15 protein-coding genes and 1 tRNA gene are annotated in these 14792 nt (G+C 59.1%); all 16 read left to right on the top strand.

Going from position 1 to position 14792, the window contains the following annotated elements:
- Positions 1-45 precede the first annotated feature (45 nt).
- A complete protein-coding gene (gene tpiA, locus D9M09_RS18260; RefSeq protein WP_121670068.1) occupies positions 46-795 on the top strand; it encodes a triose-phosphate isomerase in 750 nt (249 codons plus the stop codon).
- A gap of 28 nt (positions 796-823) precedes the next feature.
- A complete protein-coding gene (gene secG / locus D9M09_RS18255) occupies positions 824-1228 on the top strand; it encodes a preprotein translocase subunit SecG (RefSeq protein ID WP_034749996.1) in 405 nt (134 codons plus the stop codon).
- Positions 1229-1419: 191 nt separating this feature from the next.
- Positions 1420-1504, top strand: a tRNA-Leu gene (locus tag D9M09_RS18250).
- A 177-nt stretch (positions 1505-1681) separates the two neighbouring features.
- Entirely contained in the window at positions 1682-2041 is a 360-nt protein-coding gene (locus tag D9M09_RS18245) for an NADH-quinone oxidoreductase subunit A (protein WP_010399734.1), read from the top strand.
- A gap of 3 nt (positions 2042-2044) precedes the next feature.
- Positions 2045-2521, top strand: coding sequence for a NuoB/complex I 20 kDa subunit family protein (locus D9M09_RS18240; RefSeq protein WP_010399733.1), 477 nt, complete (start codon positions 2045-2047; stop codon positions 2519-2521).
- Positions 2522-2538: 17 nt separating this feature from the next.
- Positions 2539-3132 (top strand): NADH-quinone oxidoreductase subunit C, encoded by a 594-nt coding sequence (locus D9M09_RS18235; protein ID WP_070224111.1) that lies wholly within the window; start codon positions 2539-2541, stop codon positions 3130-3132.
- Entirely contained in the window at positions 3132-4385 is a 1254-nt protein-coding gene (locus tag D9M09_RS18230; RefSeq protein WP_034749992.1) for an NADH-quinone oxidoreductase subunit D, read from the top strand. The genes D9M09_RS18235 and D9M09_RS18230 overlap by 1 nt, the downstream gene beginning before the upstream one ends.
- A gap of 12 nt (positions 4386-4397) precedes the next feature.
- Positions 4398-4877, top strand: a complete 480-nt coding sequence (gene nuoE / locus D9M09_RS18225) for an NADH-quinone oxidoreductase subunit NuoE (protein WP_035820520.1) — start codon at positions 4398-4400, stop codon at positions 4875-4877.
- Positions 4874-6169: an NADH-quinone oxidoreductase subunit NuoF gene (gene nuoF, locus D9M09_RS18220; RefSeq protein ID WP_010399729.1), complete on the top strand. Its 1296-nt coding sequence runs from the start codon at positions 4874-4876 to the stop codon at positions 6167-6169. Before nuoE ends, nuoF begins: the two co-directional genes overlap by 4 nt.
- Before the next feature lie 22 nt (positions 6170-6191).
- Complete coding sequence (nuoG, locus tag D9M09_RS18215; RefSeq protein WP_121670067.1) at positions 6192-8525, top strand: NADH-quinone oxidoreductase subunit NuoG; 2334 nt, start codon at positions 6192-6194, stop codon at positions 8523-8525.
- Positions 8525-9607 (top strand): NADH-quinone oxidoreductase subunit NuoH, encoded by a 1083-nt coding sequence (gene nuoH, locus D9M09_RS18210; RefSeq protein ID WP_070224109.1) that lies wholly within the window; start codon positions 8525-8527, stop codon positions 9605-9607. Before nuoG ends, nuoH begins: the two co-directional genes overlap by 1 nt.
- A gap of 14 nt (positions 9608-9621) precedes the next feature.
- Positions 9622-10110, top strand: a complete 489-nt coding sequence (nuoI, locus tag D9M09_RS18205) for an NADH-quinone oxidoreductase subunit NuoI (protein ID WP_010399726.1) — start codon at positions 9622-9624, stop codon at positions 10108-10110.
- 66 nt (positions 10111-10176) lie between these two features.
- On the top strand, positions 10177-10809 hold the full coding sequence (locus tag D9M09_RS18200; RefSeq protein ID WP_070224108.1) for an NADH-quinone oxidoreductase subunit J: 633 nt from the start codon (positions 10177-10179) through the stop codon (positions 10807-10809).
- A complete protein-coding gene (gene nuoK / locus D9M09_RS18195) occupies positions 10806-11114 on the top strand; it encodes an NADH-quinone oxidoreductase subunit NuoK (protein WP_010399724.1) in 309 nt (102 codons plus the stop codon). The genes D9M09_RS18200 and nuoK overlap by 4 nt, the downstream gene beginning before the upstream one ends.
- A gap of 46 nt (positions 11115-11160) precedes the next feature.
- The gene (gene nuoL, locus D9M09_RS18190) at positions 11161-13260 is read left to right on the top strand and encodes an NADH-quinone oxidoreductase subunit L (protein WP_121670066.1); all 2100 of its coding nucleotides are present in this window, start codon (positions 11161-11163) and stop codon (positions 13258-13260) included.
- Between the two features lie 29 nt (positions 13261-13289).
- Positions 13290-14789, top strand: coding sequence for an NADH-quinone oxidoreductase subunit M (locus tag D9M09_RS18185; RefSeq protein ID WP_070288755.1), 1500 nt, complete (start codon positions 13290-13292; stop codon positions 14787-14789).
- Positions 14790-14792: the final 3 nt, after the last annotated feature.

The following is a 14792-nucleotide window of genomic DNA, read 5'->3' as shown; positions in this document are numbered from 1 at the left end:
CGGTGCCGGAGTTAGAATGACGGGTTATTAAGAATTTAGGCTACTATGCGTCGCAAACTCGTCGTCGGAAATTGGAAAATGAACGGCAGTCGCACCTCGAACGCGGTGTTATTGTCTGAAATAGTTGCTGGCCTGGCTGCTTCTGGCGCCGCCAGCGCCGTCTGTGTGCCTGCGCCGTATCTGGCGCAGTGCCAGGCGCAATTGGCAGGCACGGCGCTGGGCTGGGGCGCGCAGGATGTGTCCGCGCACGCCAGCGGCGCCTACACTGGCGAAATCTCGGCCGCCATGCTGCAGGATTTCGGCTGCGGCTATGTGGTGATCGGGCATTCCGAGCGTCGCGCCTACCATGGCGAGAACGATGCGCAAGTGGCGGCCAAGACGGTTGCAGCGCTGGCGGCAGGCATCACGCCTATCGTCTGCATCGGCGAGACGCTGGCGCAGCGCGAAGCGGGCCAGACCGACGCGGTCGTGGCGCAGCAGCTGGGTGCCGTGCTGGCGGCCATTTCCGCCGACGACGTGGCGAAACTGGTGCTGGCCTACGAGCCGGTCTGGGCCATCGGCACGGGAAAGACGGCCACGCCGCAGATGGCGCAGGACGTGCATCAGGTATTGCGCGCCCAGCTGGCAGAAAAGAATGCGGTAGCGGCCGCCGGCGTGCAGATCCTGTACGGCGGCAGCATGAAGCCGGAGAACGCAAAAGAATTGATGGCGATGCCGGATATCGATGGCGGTCTGATCGGTGGAGCAGCATTGAAGGCGGCGGATTTCCTGGCGATTATTCACGCCGCCGATTGAATTAATTTAAACTAAGAATGGAATTGCAATGAACATGATGTTCAATCTGGTAGTGGTAGTACAGGTTATTTCGGCATTGTCGATTATCGCGCTGGTGTTGCTGCAGCACGGCAAGGGCGCCGACATGGGTGCCGCCTTCGGTTCGGGCGCCTCGGGCAGCCTGTTCGGTGCGACGGGTTCGTCGAACTTCATGTCGAAATCGACCGGCGTTGCCGCCGCGATCTTTTTCGGCGCCACGCTGGCCCTGTCGCTGATGGCCAATCAGCGCGCCACCACGGTGGGCGGCGGCGTGATGGACAAAGTCGTCAAGCCAGTGCCGGTCACCGGCGCGGGCGCGATCCCGACAACGGTACCTGCGGCAGCCCCGGCGGCCAGCGCTCCAGCGGCGGCGGCACCGGTTGCCAGCACCCCGGCAGGCGCGATTCCGAAGTAATTCTGTAGCAACTCGATACCTCATCGAGAGTAATTCTCATTACGGGCAGATTATTGCTCAATGTTTTAGCAGTGCGGCAGGAAAAAATCGTGACGCGCTGGAAGATGTAAAAATTTATCGTTTTTATCTGTGTTTTGATGCATTTGTGCATTAACTTTAGCGGCAAAGCAGAGTAGAATACGGGCCTTACCGCCGACGTGGTGAAATTGGTAGACACGCTATCTTGAGGGGGTAGTGGCGCAAGCTGTACGAGTTCGAGTCTCGTCGTCGGCACCAGAAATCAGAAGCCAGCAACGGCGCACGAGCCATGGCTCGTACAAAGTTGCTGGCTTTTTTTACGAGGATGTGTCGTTCGATCCTGGTCTTAGCTTTGATTGGGGTCGTGCGTTAGATACGCTGCAAATGATCGCAGCGTCCTCATTTAACCGATCGTTCAATATAAGCTTATCAATCGTGAACCTCGAAAATTACTTCCCCGTCCTGCTGTTCATTATTATCGGCCTCGGTGTCGGTATCGCTCCCCAGCTCCTGGGGCGCCTGTTAGGCCCTAACAAGCCTGACGCAGCAAAACTCTCCCCGTACGAATGTGGCTTTGAAGCATTCGAAGACGCGCGCATGAAATTCGATGTGCGCTACTATCTGGTCGCAATCCTGTTTATTTTGTTCGATCTGGAAACGGCATTCTTTTTCCCATGGGGCGTTGCAATGCGCGACCTGGGCTGGGCCGGTTTCGTCACGATGATGGTGTTCATCGCTGAATTCGTGGTCGGATTTTGGTACATTTGGAAGAAAGGTGCCCTTGACTGGGAATAAGCCATGGCTATTGAAGGCGTATTAAGCGAAGGTTTCATCACCACCTCGGCCGACAAGCTGATCAACTGGGCGCGCACCGGGTCTATGTTCCCGATGACGTTCGGTCTGGCCTGCTGTGCGGTCGAAATGATGCATGTGGGCGCAGCCCGCTACGATATGGACCGTTTCGGCGTCGTGTTTCGTCCGTCGCCGCGTCAGTCCGACGTCATGATCGTTGCCGGCACCCTGTGCAACAAGATGGCGCCGGCCCTGCGCAAGGTCTACGACCAGATGGCAGAGCCACGCTGGGTCATCTCGATGGGTTCCTGCGCCAATGGCGGCGGGTACTACCATTACTCCTATTCCGTGGTGCGCGGTTGCGACCGCATCGTGCCCGTCGACGTGTATGTGCCTGGCTGTCCTCCGACCGCTGAAGCCTTGCTGTACGGCATCATGCAGTTGCAGAACAAGATCAAGCGTACCAGCACGATCGCACGCTAACCGGGCCGCTTCAGATTATGACAACACATTTAGAAGTATTGCAAAACGCCCTCGGCACTGCCCTGGGCGATCGCGTTAGCACGACGGTTGCACTGGGCGAAGTCACCTTGCAGGTCAAGGCCGAGGACTACCTGGCCGTGATGCAGACCTTGCGCGATGATCCGAGCCTGCATTTCGAGCAATTGCTCGACCTGTGCGGCGTCGACTACTCGACCTATGGCGACGGCAGCTGGGACGGCCTGCGTTTCGCGGCCGTTTCGCACTTGCTGTCGGTCAAGCACAACTGGCGCGTGCGCGTGCGCGTGTTCGCGCCCGACGACGACATGCCGCTGCTGCCCTCCGTGGTCGGCATCTGGCGCGCCGTCAACTGGTACGAGCGCGAAGCGTTCGACCTGCTGGGCATCCTCTTCGAAGGCCACAACGACTTGCGCCGCCTGCTGACCGACTACGGTTTCATCGGCCATCCGTTCCGCAAGGATTTCCCCGTCTCCGGCTATGTCGAGATGCGTTACGATCCGGAACAAAAGCGCGTGATTTACCAGCCCGTGACGATCGAGCCGCGGGAAAACGTGCCGCGCGTGATCCGCGAAGAACATTACGGGATGAAATAATGGCTGAGATTAAGAACTACACCCTGAACTTTGGGCCGCAGCATCCGGCCGCGCACGGTGTGCTGCGCCTGGTGCTGGAGATGGATGGCGAAGTCATCCAGCGCGCCGACCCGCATATCGGCCTGCTGCACCGCGCCACCGAAAAGCTGGCCGAACAGAAGACCTATCTGCAATCCGTGCCGTACATGGACCGTCTCGACTATGTGTCGATGATGTGCAATGAACATGCGTACGTGATGGCCATCGAAAAGATGCTGGGTCTGGAAGTGCCGCTGCGCGCGCAATACATCCGCGTCATGTTCGACGAGATGACGCGCATCCTGAATCACCTGATGTGGCTCGGCACCCACGCGCTGGACGTTGGCGCCATGGGCCCGTTCCTGTATTGCTTCCGCGACCGCGAAGACTTGTTCGACGCCTACGAGGCAGTCTCGGGCGCGCGCATGCACGCGGCCTACTACCGCCCGGGCGGCGTGTACCGCGACCTGCCGGACGCGATGCCGCAGCACAAGGCGTCGATCATCCGCAACGCCAAGGCCATCGGCAAGCTCAACGAAAACCGCCAGGGTTCGCTGCTGGACTTCATCGAAGACTTCGCGCGCCGCTTCCCGAACTCGGTGGACGAGTACGAAACCCTGCTGACCGACAACCGTATCTGGAAACAGCGTACCGTCGGCATCGGCGTGGTCTCGCCGGAAGATGCGCTGGCCATGGGCTTTACGGGCGCCATGTTGCGCGGCTCGGGCGTGCAGTGGGATTTGCGCAAGAAACAGCCGTACGAAGTGTACGACCTGATGGATTTCGACATTCCTATCGGCACCAACGGCGATTGCTACGACCGCTACCTGGTCCGCGTGGAAGAGCTGCGCCAGTCGAACCGCATCATCAAGCAATGCGTGGAGTGGCTGCGCAACAATGAAGGTCCTGTCATGACCAGCAACCGCAAGGTGGCGCCTCCGGGCCGCGTCGACATGAAGACCAACATGGAATCGCTGATTCACCACTTCAAGCTGTTCACGGAAGGTTTCCACGTGCCGCCGGGCGAGGCCTACAGCGCCGTGGAACATCCGAAGGGCGAGTTCGGCGTGTACCTGGTGTCCGATGGCGCCAACAAGCCGTACCGCATGAAACTGCGCGCGCCAGACTACGCCCACTTGCAGTCGCTCGACGAGATGGCGCGTGGGCACATGCTTGCCGACGCCGTGACCATCATCGGGACGCAAGATATCGTGTTCGGCAGTATTGACCGCTAAGAGGCAAAAAGTATGTTGTTATCAGAGCAATGCTATAAGAAAATTGACCGCGAGCTGGCCAAGTACCCGGCCGACCAGCGTCAGTCGGCCGTCATGGCCGCGCTGGCCCATGCCCAGGATGAACTGGGCTGGCTGGCGCCGGAAACCATGAAGGAACTGGCCGACTACATCGGCATGCCGGCGATTGCCGTGCAGGAAGTGGCCACGTTCTACAATATGTACAACGTCAAGCCCGTGGGCAAGCACAAGATCACCGTGTGCACCAACCTGCCATGCGCCCTGTCGGGCGGCGTGCGCGCTGCAGAGTACCTGAAGCAGAAACTCGGTATCGATTTCCGCGAAACCACCGCAGACGGCCAGTTCACCCTGGTTGAGGGCGAGTGCATGGGTGCTTGCGGCGATGCGCCGGTCTTGCTGGTCAGTAATAAAACCATGTGCAGCTGGATGTCGAACGAGAAAATCGACGCCATGCTGGAGGAACTCAAGAAATGACGTCACTCCACAACCGCCATATCGATCCATTGATCCTGAAGGATCTGGATGGCAAGAACTGGCATTTGCAAGATTATGTGAACCGCGGCGGCTATTCGGCCCTGCGGCGTATCCTGGAAGAGAAAATCACGCCGGAACAGATCATCGCCGACCTCAAGGCCTCGTCCTTGCGCGGCCGTGGCGGCGCGGGTTTCCCTACCGGCTTGAAGTGGAGCTTCATGCCGCGCCAGTTCCCGGGCCAGAAATACCTCGTCTGCAATACAGATGAAGGCGAACCGGGCACTTTCAAGGACCGCGACATCATTCGTTACAATCCCCATGCGCTGATCGAAGGCATGGCCATTGGCGCTTATGCGATGGGCATCACCGTTGGCTACAACTATATCCACGGTGAAATCTTCCAGGAATACCTGCGTTTCGAGGAAGCGCTGGAAGAGGCGCGCGCCGCCGGTTTCCTCGGTGACAAGATCATGGGCAGCGAGTTCTCGTTCCAGTTGCATGCGCACCATGGTTATGGCGCCTACATCTGCGGCGAAGAAACGGCCCTGCTCGAATCGCTGGAAGGCAAGAAAGGCCAGCCGCGCTTCAAGCCGCCTTTCCCCGCCTCGTTCGGCCTGTACGGCAAGCCGACGACGATCAACAACACGGAAACCTTCGCGGCCGTGCCTTTCGTGCTGAACATCGGTCCAGAGAAATACCTGGCCATGGGCAAGCCGAACAATGGCGGTTCGAAGATCTTCTCGATCTCGGGCGACGTGGAAAAACCGGGCAACTACGAAGTACCGCTCGGCACCCCGTTTGCGACCCTGCTGGAACTGGCAGGCGGCATGCGCGGTGGCAAAAAGATCAAGGCCGTGATTCCTGGCGGCTCGTCCGCGCCGGTGATCCGCGGCGACATCATGATGCAGACCGACCTGGACTATGACTCGATCGCGAAAGCCGGTTCGATGTTGGGTTCGGGCGCCGTCATCGTGATGGACGAAACACGCTGCATGGTGAAGGCGCTGGAACGCCTGTCCTACTTCTACTTTGAAGAATCGTGCGGCCAGTGTACGCCTTGCCGTGAAGGCACAGGCTGGATGTACCGCATGGTGCACCGCATCGAGCAGGGGCAGGGTCGTCCAGACGACCTGGACATGCTCAACTCGATCGCCGACAACATCCAGGGCCGCACCATTTGCGCGCTGGGCGATGCGGCTGCCATGCCGGTACGGGCCTTCATTAAGAATTTCCGTGAAGAATTTGAATATCATATCGAGCACAAGCATTGCTTAGTGCCCGCATATATCTAAGCTGCGTCAGGTAACGATCACCATGGTTGAAATCGAAATAGACGGCAAAAAAGTTGAAGTCCCTGCTGGTAGCATGGTGATGGACGCCGCCAACAAATTGGGAACCTACATTCCGCACTTCTGCTATCACAAGAAATTGTCGATCGCAGCGAACTGCCGCATGTGCCTGGTCGAAGTGGAAAAGGCGCCGAAGCCTTTGCCCGCTTGTGCGACCCCGGTCAGTGCCGGCATGATCGTGCGCTCCGCCAGCGATAAAGCTGTGCAGGCGCAAAAGTCGGTCATGGAATTCTTGCTGATTAACCACCCGCTCGATTGCCCTATCTGCGATCAGGGCGGCGAATGCCAGTTGCAAGACTTGGCCGTCGGTTACGGCAAGAGCGAATCGCGCTACAAGGAAGACAAGCGCGTCGTCACGCCGAAGGAAGCCGGTCCGCTGGTTTCCATGCAAGAGATGTCGCGCTGCATCCAGTGCACCCGCTGCGTACGCTTTGGCCAGGAAGTGGCCGGCGTGATGGAGCTGGGCATGATCGGCCGCGGCGAGCACTCGGAAATCGTGTCGTTTGTCGGCCAGACGGTCGACTCCGAACTGTCGGGCAATATGATCGACCTGTGCCCGGTCGGCGCACTGACCTCGAAGCCGTTCCGCTACAGCGCCCGTACGTGGGAACTGTCGCGCCGCAAATCGGTCAGCCCGCATGACGGCCTCGGCTCGAACCTGATCGTGCAAGTGAAAGCTGGCAAGGTCAAGCGCGTACTGCCGCTGGAAAACGAAGCCGTCAACGAGTGCTGGATCTCGGACAAGGACCGTTTCTCGTACGAAGCGCTGGACAGCGCCGAACGCCTGACGTCCCCGATGCTGAAACAAGGCAACGAGTGGAAAGAAGTCGATTGGCAGACCGCGCTGGAATACGTGGCGCACGGTTTGAAAAATATCAAGCACGAGCATGGCGCTGACGCCATCGCCGCGCTGGCCACCCCGCATTCGACCGTCGAAGAGCTGGTCCTGCTGCAAAAAGTCGTCCACGGCCTCGGTTCCGAGCACGTCGACTTCCGCCTGCGCCAGACCGACTTCGCGCTCGACGCCGGCGTGAAACCTTGGCTGGGCATGCCGATCAACGAATTTGGCCAGATCAAGCGCGCCTTCGTCATCGGCTCGTTCCTGCGCAAGGATCACCCATTGCTGGCCACGCGTTTGCGCGCGTCCGTCAAGGGCGGCGCCAAGCTGTCGATCCTGCACGCCTCCGACGATGATCAACTGATCACCATCGCCAACAAGATGATCGTCGCGCCAAGCGATTGGCTGGCGGCCTTGTCGGAAGTGGTCGTCGCTGTTGCTAAAGCGAAAGAAATCACCGCGCCAGCCGGTTTTGAAGCAGTTGTTGCTTCGGACGTGGCCGTCGCCATCGCCGCCAGCCTGATGGCCGGCGACCACGGTGCCGTGCTGCTGGGTAACGCGGCAACGCAACACCCCCAAGCGTCGCAACTGCATGCTGCCGCGCAATGGATCGCCGAACAGACGGGCGCCAAGCTCGGTTACCTGACGGAAGCGGCCAACACGGTAGGCGCGCACCTGGTCGCCAAGCCGCGCGCCAACGTGCAAGCCGCCTTTGCTGCTCCGAAAAAAGCCTACGTGCTGCTGCACGCCGAGCCGGAACTCGATGCCGCCAATCCGCAAGCGGCCCGCGCCGCCCTCGATGGCGCCGACATGGTCGTGGCGATGTCTGCCTTCAAGCACGGCATGGATTACGCCGACGTGCTGCTGCCGATTTCCCCGTTCGCTGAAACCTCGGGCACCTTCGTCAACTGCGAAGGCCGCGCGCAAAGCTTCAACGGCACCGTCAAGCCGCTGGCGGAAACCCGTCCAGCCTGGAAAGTGCTGCGCGTCCTGGGCAACATCCTGGGCCTGGCCGGTTTCGACTATGACACCTCCGAAGCGATCCGCGACGAAGCGTTCGGCGCCGGCGTGACCGATCTGTCGGCACAGCTGAACAATATCGCCAAGAACGCACCGGAAGCGGCAAGCTACGCACCGGCTTCGCCAGCGCTGCAACGCATCGCCGACGTGCCGATCTACTTCGCCGACGCGCTGGTCCGCCGTTCCGAACCGCTGCTGCGCACGGTCGACGGCGCCGCGCCGCAAGCCCATCTGTCGCCGGCATTGGCCGAGAAGCTGGGCATCAAGGCGGGCGACAAGGTCAAAGTGGCGCAAGGCTCCGGCAGCGCCATCCTGGTGGCGGCACTTCATGCCGGCCTGCCAGCCAATGTGGTCAAAGTGTCGGCGGCGCATGCCTCGACGGCCAGCCTGGGCGGCATGTTCGGTGACATCACAGTTGAAACAGCAGAGGGGAAAATCTGATGGCTCTGCCTGAATTTGTAAACGTCATCAACAGCAGCGGCCAGGATCTGCTGGGCGGCTCGTGGCCGTTCTTCTGGACCCTGATCAAGATCCTGTGCGTGCTGTTGCCGCTGATGGGCCTGGTTGCCTACCTGACCTTGTGGGAACGCAAGCTGATCGGCTGGATCCAGATCCGCGTCGGCCCGAACCGCGTCGGCCCCTTGGGCTTGCTGCAGCCGATCGCCGATGCGCTGAAACTCTTGTTCAAAGAGATCATCATCCCGTCCAAGGCCGCCAAAGGCCTGTTCGTGATCGGCCCGATCATGACCATCATGCCGGCCCTGGCCGCCTGGTCGGTCGTGCCCTTCGGCCCGCAAGCCGTGCTGGCCAACGTCAACGCCGGCTTGCTGATGCTGCTGGCGATTACCTCGATGGAAGTCTACGGCATCATCATCGCCGGCTGGGCTTCGAACTCGAAGTACTCGTTCATGGGCGCCATGCGCGCTTCGGCACAGATGATTTCGTATGAAATCCCGATGGGCTTCGTGATGGTCATCGTGCTGATGGTCTCGGGCAGCCTGAACTTCATCGACATCGTCGGCGGCCAGCAGATAGGCTTCTTCGCCGACAAGGGCGTCAATTTCATGTCGTGGAACTGGCTGCCGCTGCTGCCGATGTTCGTCATCTACCTGGTGTCTGGCCTGGCTGAAGCCAACCGTCACCCGTTCGACGTCGTCGAAGGCGAGTCGGAAATCGTGGCCGGCCACATGGTCGAGTACTCGGGCATGGCCTACGCCATGTTCATGCTGGCCGAATACGCCAACATGATCCTGATCGGCGCCCTGGCTTCGATCATGTTCCTCGGTGGCTGGTCTGCACCATTTGCTTTCCTTGAGTTCTGGGGTGGTTTCGGCGGCTTCTTCTGGCTGTTCGCCAAGACCTTCTTCATCGTGTCGGTGTTCATCTGGGTACGCGGTACGTTCCCACGCTACCGTTATGACCAGATCATGCGCCTCGGCTGGAAAGTGTTTATCCCGTTGACGCTGGTCTACCTGGTCTTCGTCGCTGCCTGGATGCAGACATCCTGGAATATTTGGAAGTAAGAGAGTGCATACGAATGGATAAGGTAAAAGATTTCTTCAGCAGCCTCTTGTTAGGCGAGCTGATCAAGGGCATGGCGCTGACAGGCAAGTACATGTTTTCGCGCAAGATCACGGTGCAATTCCCGGAAGAGAAGACACCGATCTCGCCGCGTTTCCGTGGTTTGCACGCGCTGCGCCGCTACCCGAACGGCGAGGAACGTTGCATCGCCTGCAAACTGTGCGAAGCGGTTTGCCCGGCGATGGCCATCACGATCGAATCGGAACAGCGTGACGACGGTTCGCGCCGTACCACGCGTTACGATATCGACTTGACCAAGTGCATCTTCTGCGGTTTCTGCGAAGAGTCCTGCCCGGTCGATTCGATCGTCGAGACGCAAATCCTGGAATACCACGGCGAGAAACGCGGGGATTTGTATTACACGAAAGAGATGTTGCTGGCCGTAGGTGATCGTTATGAAAATGACATTGCCGCTGCGCGCGCCGCCGACGCACCTTATCGCTGATGGATGCGCCGCAGCCCCAAAGCTGCGGCGCGCCCCTCGTTCATCTGTACGTCTATTGGGTTTTTTATGGACTTTAAAACAATTTTGTTTTACGCCTTCGCGCTGATCTTGATTCTGGCAGCGACGCGCGTCATCACGGCCCGTAATCCGGTCCACGCAGTACTGTTCCTGGTACTGTCCTTCTTCTCGGCAGCGGGCATCTGGATGCTGCTGCAAGCTGAATTCCTGGCCATCGTGCTGGTGTTGGTGTATGTCGGCGCCGTGATGGTGCTGTTCCTGTTCGTGGTCATGATGCTCGATATCAATATCGACCGCATGCGCGAAGGCTTCTGGGGCTACTTGCCACTGTCGGTGACGGTGGGCGTGATCATCGTGCTGGAAATGGCCGCCGTCCTGTGGCACGGTTTCCGCAACTTTGCGCCTAGCGTCGCACCGGTGAACGTCAACCTGGGCGGCACCAAGGAACTGGGCCTGCTGATCTACACGAAATACGTGTTCGCCTTCGAGATCGCCGCCGTCGTGCTGCTGGTGGCCATCGTTGCCGCGGTCGCACTGACCCTGCGCAAACGCAAGGACACCAAGCATTTTGCTCCAGGCGATGCGGTACGCGTCAAGCGCAACGACCGCCTGAAGATCATCAAGATGGACGCGGTCGTCGAGCGTCCTGCGGCTGAGCCGGAAGTTAAGGAGGCACCATGACATTATCGCTCACACATTTTCTGGTCCTGGGCGCGATCCTGTTCGCAATCTCGATCGTCGGTATTTTCCTGAACCGCAAGAACATCATCGTATTGCTGATGGCAATCGAATTGATGCTGCTGGCGGTGAATATGAATTTCATCGCGTTTTCCCATTTCATGGGCGACGCGGCCGGTCAGATCTTCGTTTTCTTCATCCTGACGGTTGCCGCCGCTGAGTCGGCTATCGGTCTGGCTATTCTGGTGGTGATGTTCCGTAATCTGGATACCATCAACGTCGAAGACCTGGACAGCCTCAAAGGCTGATGTTTTTCAGACTCGATCTCTCGAATAATAACGATTAAGGTTCATCATGGCGGGGCAACTCCTCAACCCTAACCTCCTTCTTGCCGTACCGCTGGCGCCGCTGGCCGGTGCCGCGATTGCAGGCTTGCTTGGCACCCAGTTCCTGGGTAATTTGGTCGGACGCAAGACGTCGCATACCGCGACGATCCTGGGCGTACTGATTGCGTTCATCCTGTCCGTGCAGACACTGCTGGCAGTGATGGATGGCGCGACATTCAATGGCACGATCTATAACTGGATGACGATCGGCACCCTGAAGATGGAAGTGGGCTTCCAGATCGATTCGCTGTCGGCGATGATGATGTGCGTGGTCACCTTCGTCTCCCTGATGGTGCATATCTACACGATCGGCTACATGAAGGACGACGAAGGCTACAACCGCTTCTTCGCCTACATCTCGCTGTTCACGTTCTCGATGCTGATGCTGGTCATGGCCAACAACTTCCTGCAACTGTTCTTCGGTTGGGAAGCCGTGGGCCTGGTCTCCTACCTCTTGATCGGTTTCTGGTACCAGCGTCCGACGGCCATCGTGGCCAACATGAAGGCTTTCCTCGTCAACCGCGTGGGCGACTTCGGCTTCATCCTGGGCATCGGCCTGCTGCTGGCATTCGCCGGCACCATGAACTACCAGGAAGTGTTCGCCAAGAAAGACGAACTGGCGCTGCTGACGATGCCGGGCACCGACTGGGCCTTGCTGACCGTTGCCTGCATCTGCCTGTTCATCGGCGCGATGGGCAAGTCGGCGCAGTTCCCGCTGCACGTGTGGCTGCCTGACTCGATGGAAGGTCCTACCCCGATTTCGGCACTGATCCACGCCGCAACGATGGTGACGGCCGGTATCTTCATGGTCTCGCGCATGTCGCCGCTGTTCGAACTGTCCGACACGGCACTGTCCTTCATCCTCGTGATCGGCTCCATCACGGCGCTGTTCATGGGCTTTTTGGGCATCATCCAGAACGACATCAAGCGCGTCGTCGCTTACTCGACCCTGTCGCAGCTCGGCTACATGACCGTGGCGCTCGGTTCGTCCGCGTACTCCGTGGCCGTGTTCCATCTGATGACGCACGCATTCTTCAAGGCACTGCTGTTCCTGGGCGCCGGTTCCGTCATCATCGGCATGCACCATGACCAGGACATCCGCAACATGGGCGGCCTGCGCAAGTACATGCCGATCACCTGGATCACTTCCCTGGTCGGTTCGCTGGCCCTGATCGGCACGCCGCTGTTCTCCGGTTTCTACTCGAAAGACAGCATCATCGAAGCCGTCGAAGCGACGCACATCTGGGGCGCTGGCTTTGCCCAGTTCGCCGTGCTGGCTGGCGTGTTCGTCACCGCCTTCTACTCGTTCCGCATGTATTTCCTCGTCTTCCACGGCAAGGAACGTTTCGGCCAGCCACACGCGCACGGTCATGACGACCACCACGCACCGAAAGCGGCCCATGGCGCGCACGGCGATGCACATGACGACCACCATGAAGAAGAGGAAGACGACCACGCGCACCACGGCCTGGAACCTGGCCAGAAGCCGCATGAATCGCCGTTCGTCGTGTGGTTCCCGCTGGTGATGCTGGCGATCCCTTCCTTGATCATCGGTTACCTGACGATCGGCCCGATGCTGCATGGCGATTTCTTCAAGGGCGTGATCTTCGTTGGCGAAAACCATCCGGCAATGGAAGAGTTGTCGCATGAATTCCACGGCGCGATGGCGATGGCGATCCACGGCCTGTCGACGGCACCGTTCTGGCTGGCATTGTCCGGCGTGGTGGCAGCCTACTACTGCTACATGGTCAACCCGCGCGTACCGGCCTGGTTCTTTGCCAAGTTCCACGCGATCCACACCCTGCTGGACAACAAGTACTACATGGACAAGTTCAATGAAGTCGTGTTCGCCGGCGGTGCCCGCTTGCTGGGTAATGGCCTGTGGAACTTCGGTGACAAGAAGCTGATCGACGGTTTCGTCGTCAATGGCAGCGCCAAGGTTGTCGCCTGGCTGTCCTCGCTGTCGCGAGTGTTGCAGACCGGCTACATCTATCACTATGCATTCGTGATGATCCTGGGCGTGCTGGGCTTCCTGATCTATTTCCTGCCATTCTGGCCCGCTAAGTAAGCTGACCTGATAAAAGAATACTGAGAACCATGATGCAGTCTACGATTTCTACACTACCTCCTTACCTGAGTCTGTCGATCTGGGTGCCGATCATTTGCGGCGTCCTGATCCTGGCTCTTGGCCGTGACAGCAAAGCGGGCTTTACCCGCTGGCTGTCGCTGGCTGGCGCCGTGCTCAGCATGCTGTGCACCTTGCCGCTGATCCAGCATTTCGACAACGCCGCGCACGGCATGCAATTCGTCGAAAAAGCGCCGTGGATAGCAACCTTCAATATCTGGTACTCGCTGGGTATCGACGGCCTGTCGCTGTGGTTCGTGCCGCTGACGGCCTTCATCACGGTCATCGTCGTCATTTCGGCTTGGCAAGTGATCGAGAAGCGCATCGCCCAGTACATGGGCTCGTTTTTGATCCTGTCGGGCCTGATGATCGGCGTGTTCTGCGCACTGGACGGCTTGCTGTTCTACTTCTTCTTTGAAGCAACCCTGATCCCGATGTTCATCATCATCGGTATCTGGGGCGGTTCGAACCGCGTGTACGCGTCGTTCAAGTTCTTCCTGTACACCTTCTTCGGTTCGCTGCTGACCCTGGTTGCCATCATCTACCTGCGCAATGTGTCGGGCACCTTCGATATCCTGGCCTGGCATGCGTTCAAGCTGTCGATGAATGAACAGATATTCATCTTCCTGGCCTTCCTGATGGCGTTTGCCGTGAAAGTGCCGATGTTCCCCGTCCATACGTGGTTGCCGGACGTCCACGTGGAAGCGCCGACGGGCGGTTCCGCCGTGCTGGCCGCCATCATGCTGAAACTGGGCGCGTATGGTTTCCTGCGTTTTTCGCTGCCGATCACGCCGGACGCCAGCCACTACCTGTCGGGCTTCATGATCGCCTTGTCGCTGATCGCCGTCATCTACATCGGTCTGGTTGCCCTGGTGCAAACCGACATGAAAAAACTGGTCGCCTATTCGTCGATCGCGCACATGGGTTTCGTCACCCTGGGCTTCTTCATGTTCAACGACATTTCGGTGCAGGGCGGTATCGTGCAGATGGTTTCGCACGGCTTCATCTCCGGCGCGATGTTCCTGTGCATCGGCGTGCTGTATGACCGCATGCATACCCGCAACATCGCCGACTACGGCGGCGTCGTGAACCGCATGCCGAAATTTGCCGCCTTCTTCGTGCTGTTCTCGATGGCCAACTGCGGTCTGCCAGCGACGTCCGGCTTCGTCGGCGAGTTCATGGTGATCCTGGGCGCGGTGCAATACAACTTCTGGATCGGTTTGCTGGCTGCAACGGCATTGATCTGGGGCGCGGCGTACTCGCTGTGGATGGCCAAGCGCGTGGTGTTCGGCAAGATCAAGAACAAGCACGTGGCCGAATTGACCGACATCAACAAACGTGAATTCTTCATGCTTGCTGTGCTGGCCATCGCCGTGCTCGTGATGGGTCTGTACCCAGCCCCGTTCACCGACACGATGCAAACTTCGGTTGCCGACCTGCTGCAGCATGTCGCCATCAGCAAGTTGCCTTAAATA

Origin of the sequence: Janthinobacterium agaricidamnosum, assembly GCF_003667705.1 — a bacterium.
Lineage (GTDB): Bacteria > Pseudomonadota > Gammaproteobacteria > Burkholderiales > Burkholderiaceae_D > Janthinobacterium.
Note: the sequence above shows the minus strand (reverse complement) of the source record. Positions and strands in the feature narration are given on the sequence as shown.

Bases quoted from the DNA above. Each gene is read 5' to 3' on its own strand.
- tpiA (WP_121670068.1), top strand. From the start codon at position 46: ATGCGTCGCAAACTCGTCGTCGGAAATTGGAAAATGAACGGCAGTCGC.
- secG (WP_034749996.1), top strand. From the start codon at position 824: ATGAACATGATGTTCAATCTGGTAGTGGTAGTACAGGTTATTTCGGCA.
- D9M09_RS18240 (WP_010399733.1), top strand. From the start codon at position 2,045: ATGGCTATTGAAGGCGTATTAAGCGAAGGTTTCATCACCACCTCGGCC.
- D9M09_RS18235 (WP_070224111.1), top strand. From the start codon at position 2,539: ATGACAACACATTTAGAAGTATTGCAAAACGCCCTCGGCACTGCCCTG.
- D9M09_RS18230 (WP_034749992.1), top strand. From the start codon at position 3,132: ATGGCTGAGATTAAGAACTACACCCTGAACTTTGGGCCGCAGCATCCG.
- nuoE (WP_035820520.1), top strand. From the start codon at position 4,398: ATGTTGTTATCAGAGCAATGCTATAAGAAAATTGACCGCGAGCTGGCC.
- nuoF (WP_010399729.1), top strand. From the start codon at position 4,874: ATGACGTCACTCCACAACCGCCATATCGATCCATTGATCCTGAAGGAT.
- nuoG (WP_121670067.1), top strand. From the start codon at position 6,192: ATGGTTGAAATCGAAATAGACGGCAAAAAAGTTGAAGTCCCTGCTGGT.
- nuoH (WP_070224109.1), top strand. From the start codon at position 8,525: ATGGCTCTGCCTGAATTTGTAAACGTCATCAACAGCAGCGGCCAGGAT.
- nuoI (WP_010399726.1), top strand. From the start codon at position 9,622: ATGGATAAGGTAAAAGATTTCTTCAGCAGCCTCTTGTTAGGCGAGCTG.
- D9M09_RS18200 (WP_070224108.1), top strand. From the start codon at position 10,177: ATGGACTTTAAAACAATTTTGTTTTACGCCTTCGCGCTGATCTTGATT.
- nuoK (WP_010399724.1), top strand. From the start codon at position 10,806: ATGACATTATCGCTCACACATTTTCTGGTCCTGGGCGCGATCCTGTTC.
- nuoL (WP_121670066.1), top strand. From the start codon at position 11,161: ATGGCGGGGCAACTCCTCAACCCTAACCTCCTTCTTGCCGTACCGCTG.
- D9M09_RS18185 (WP_070288755.1), top strand. From the start codon at position 13,290: ATGATGCAGTCTACGATTTCTACACTACCTCCTTACCTGAGTCTGTCG.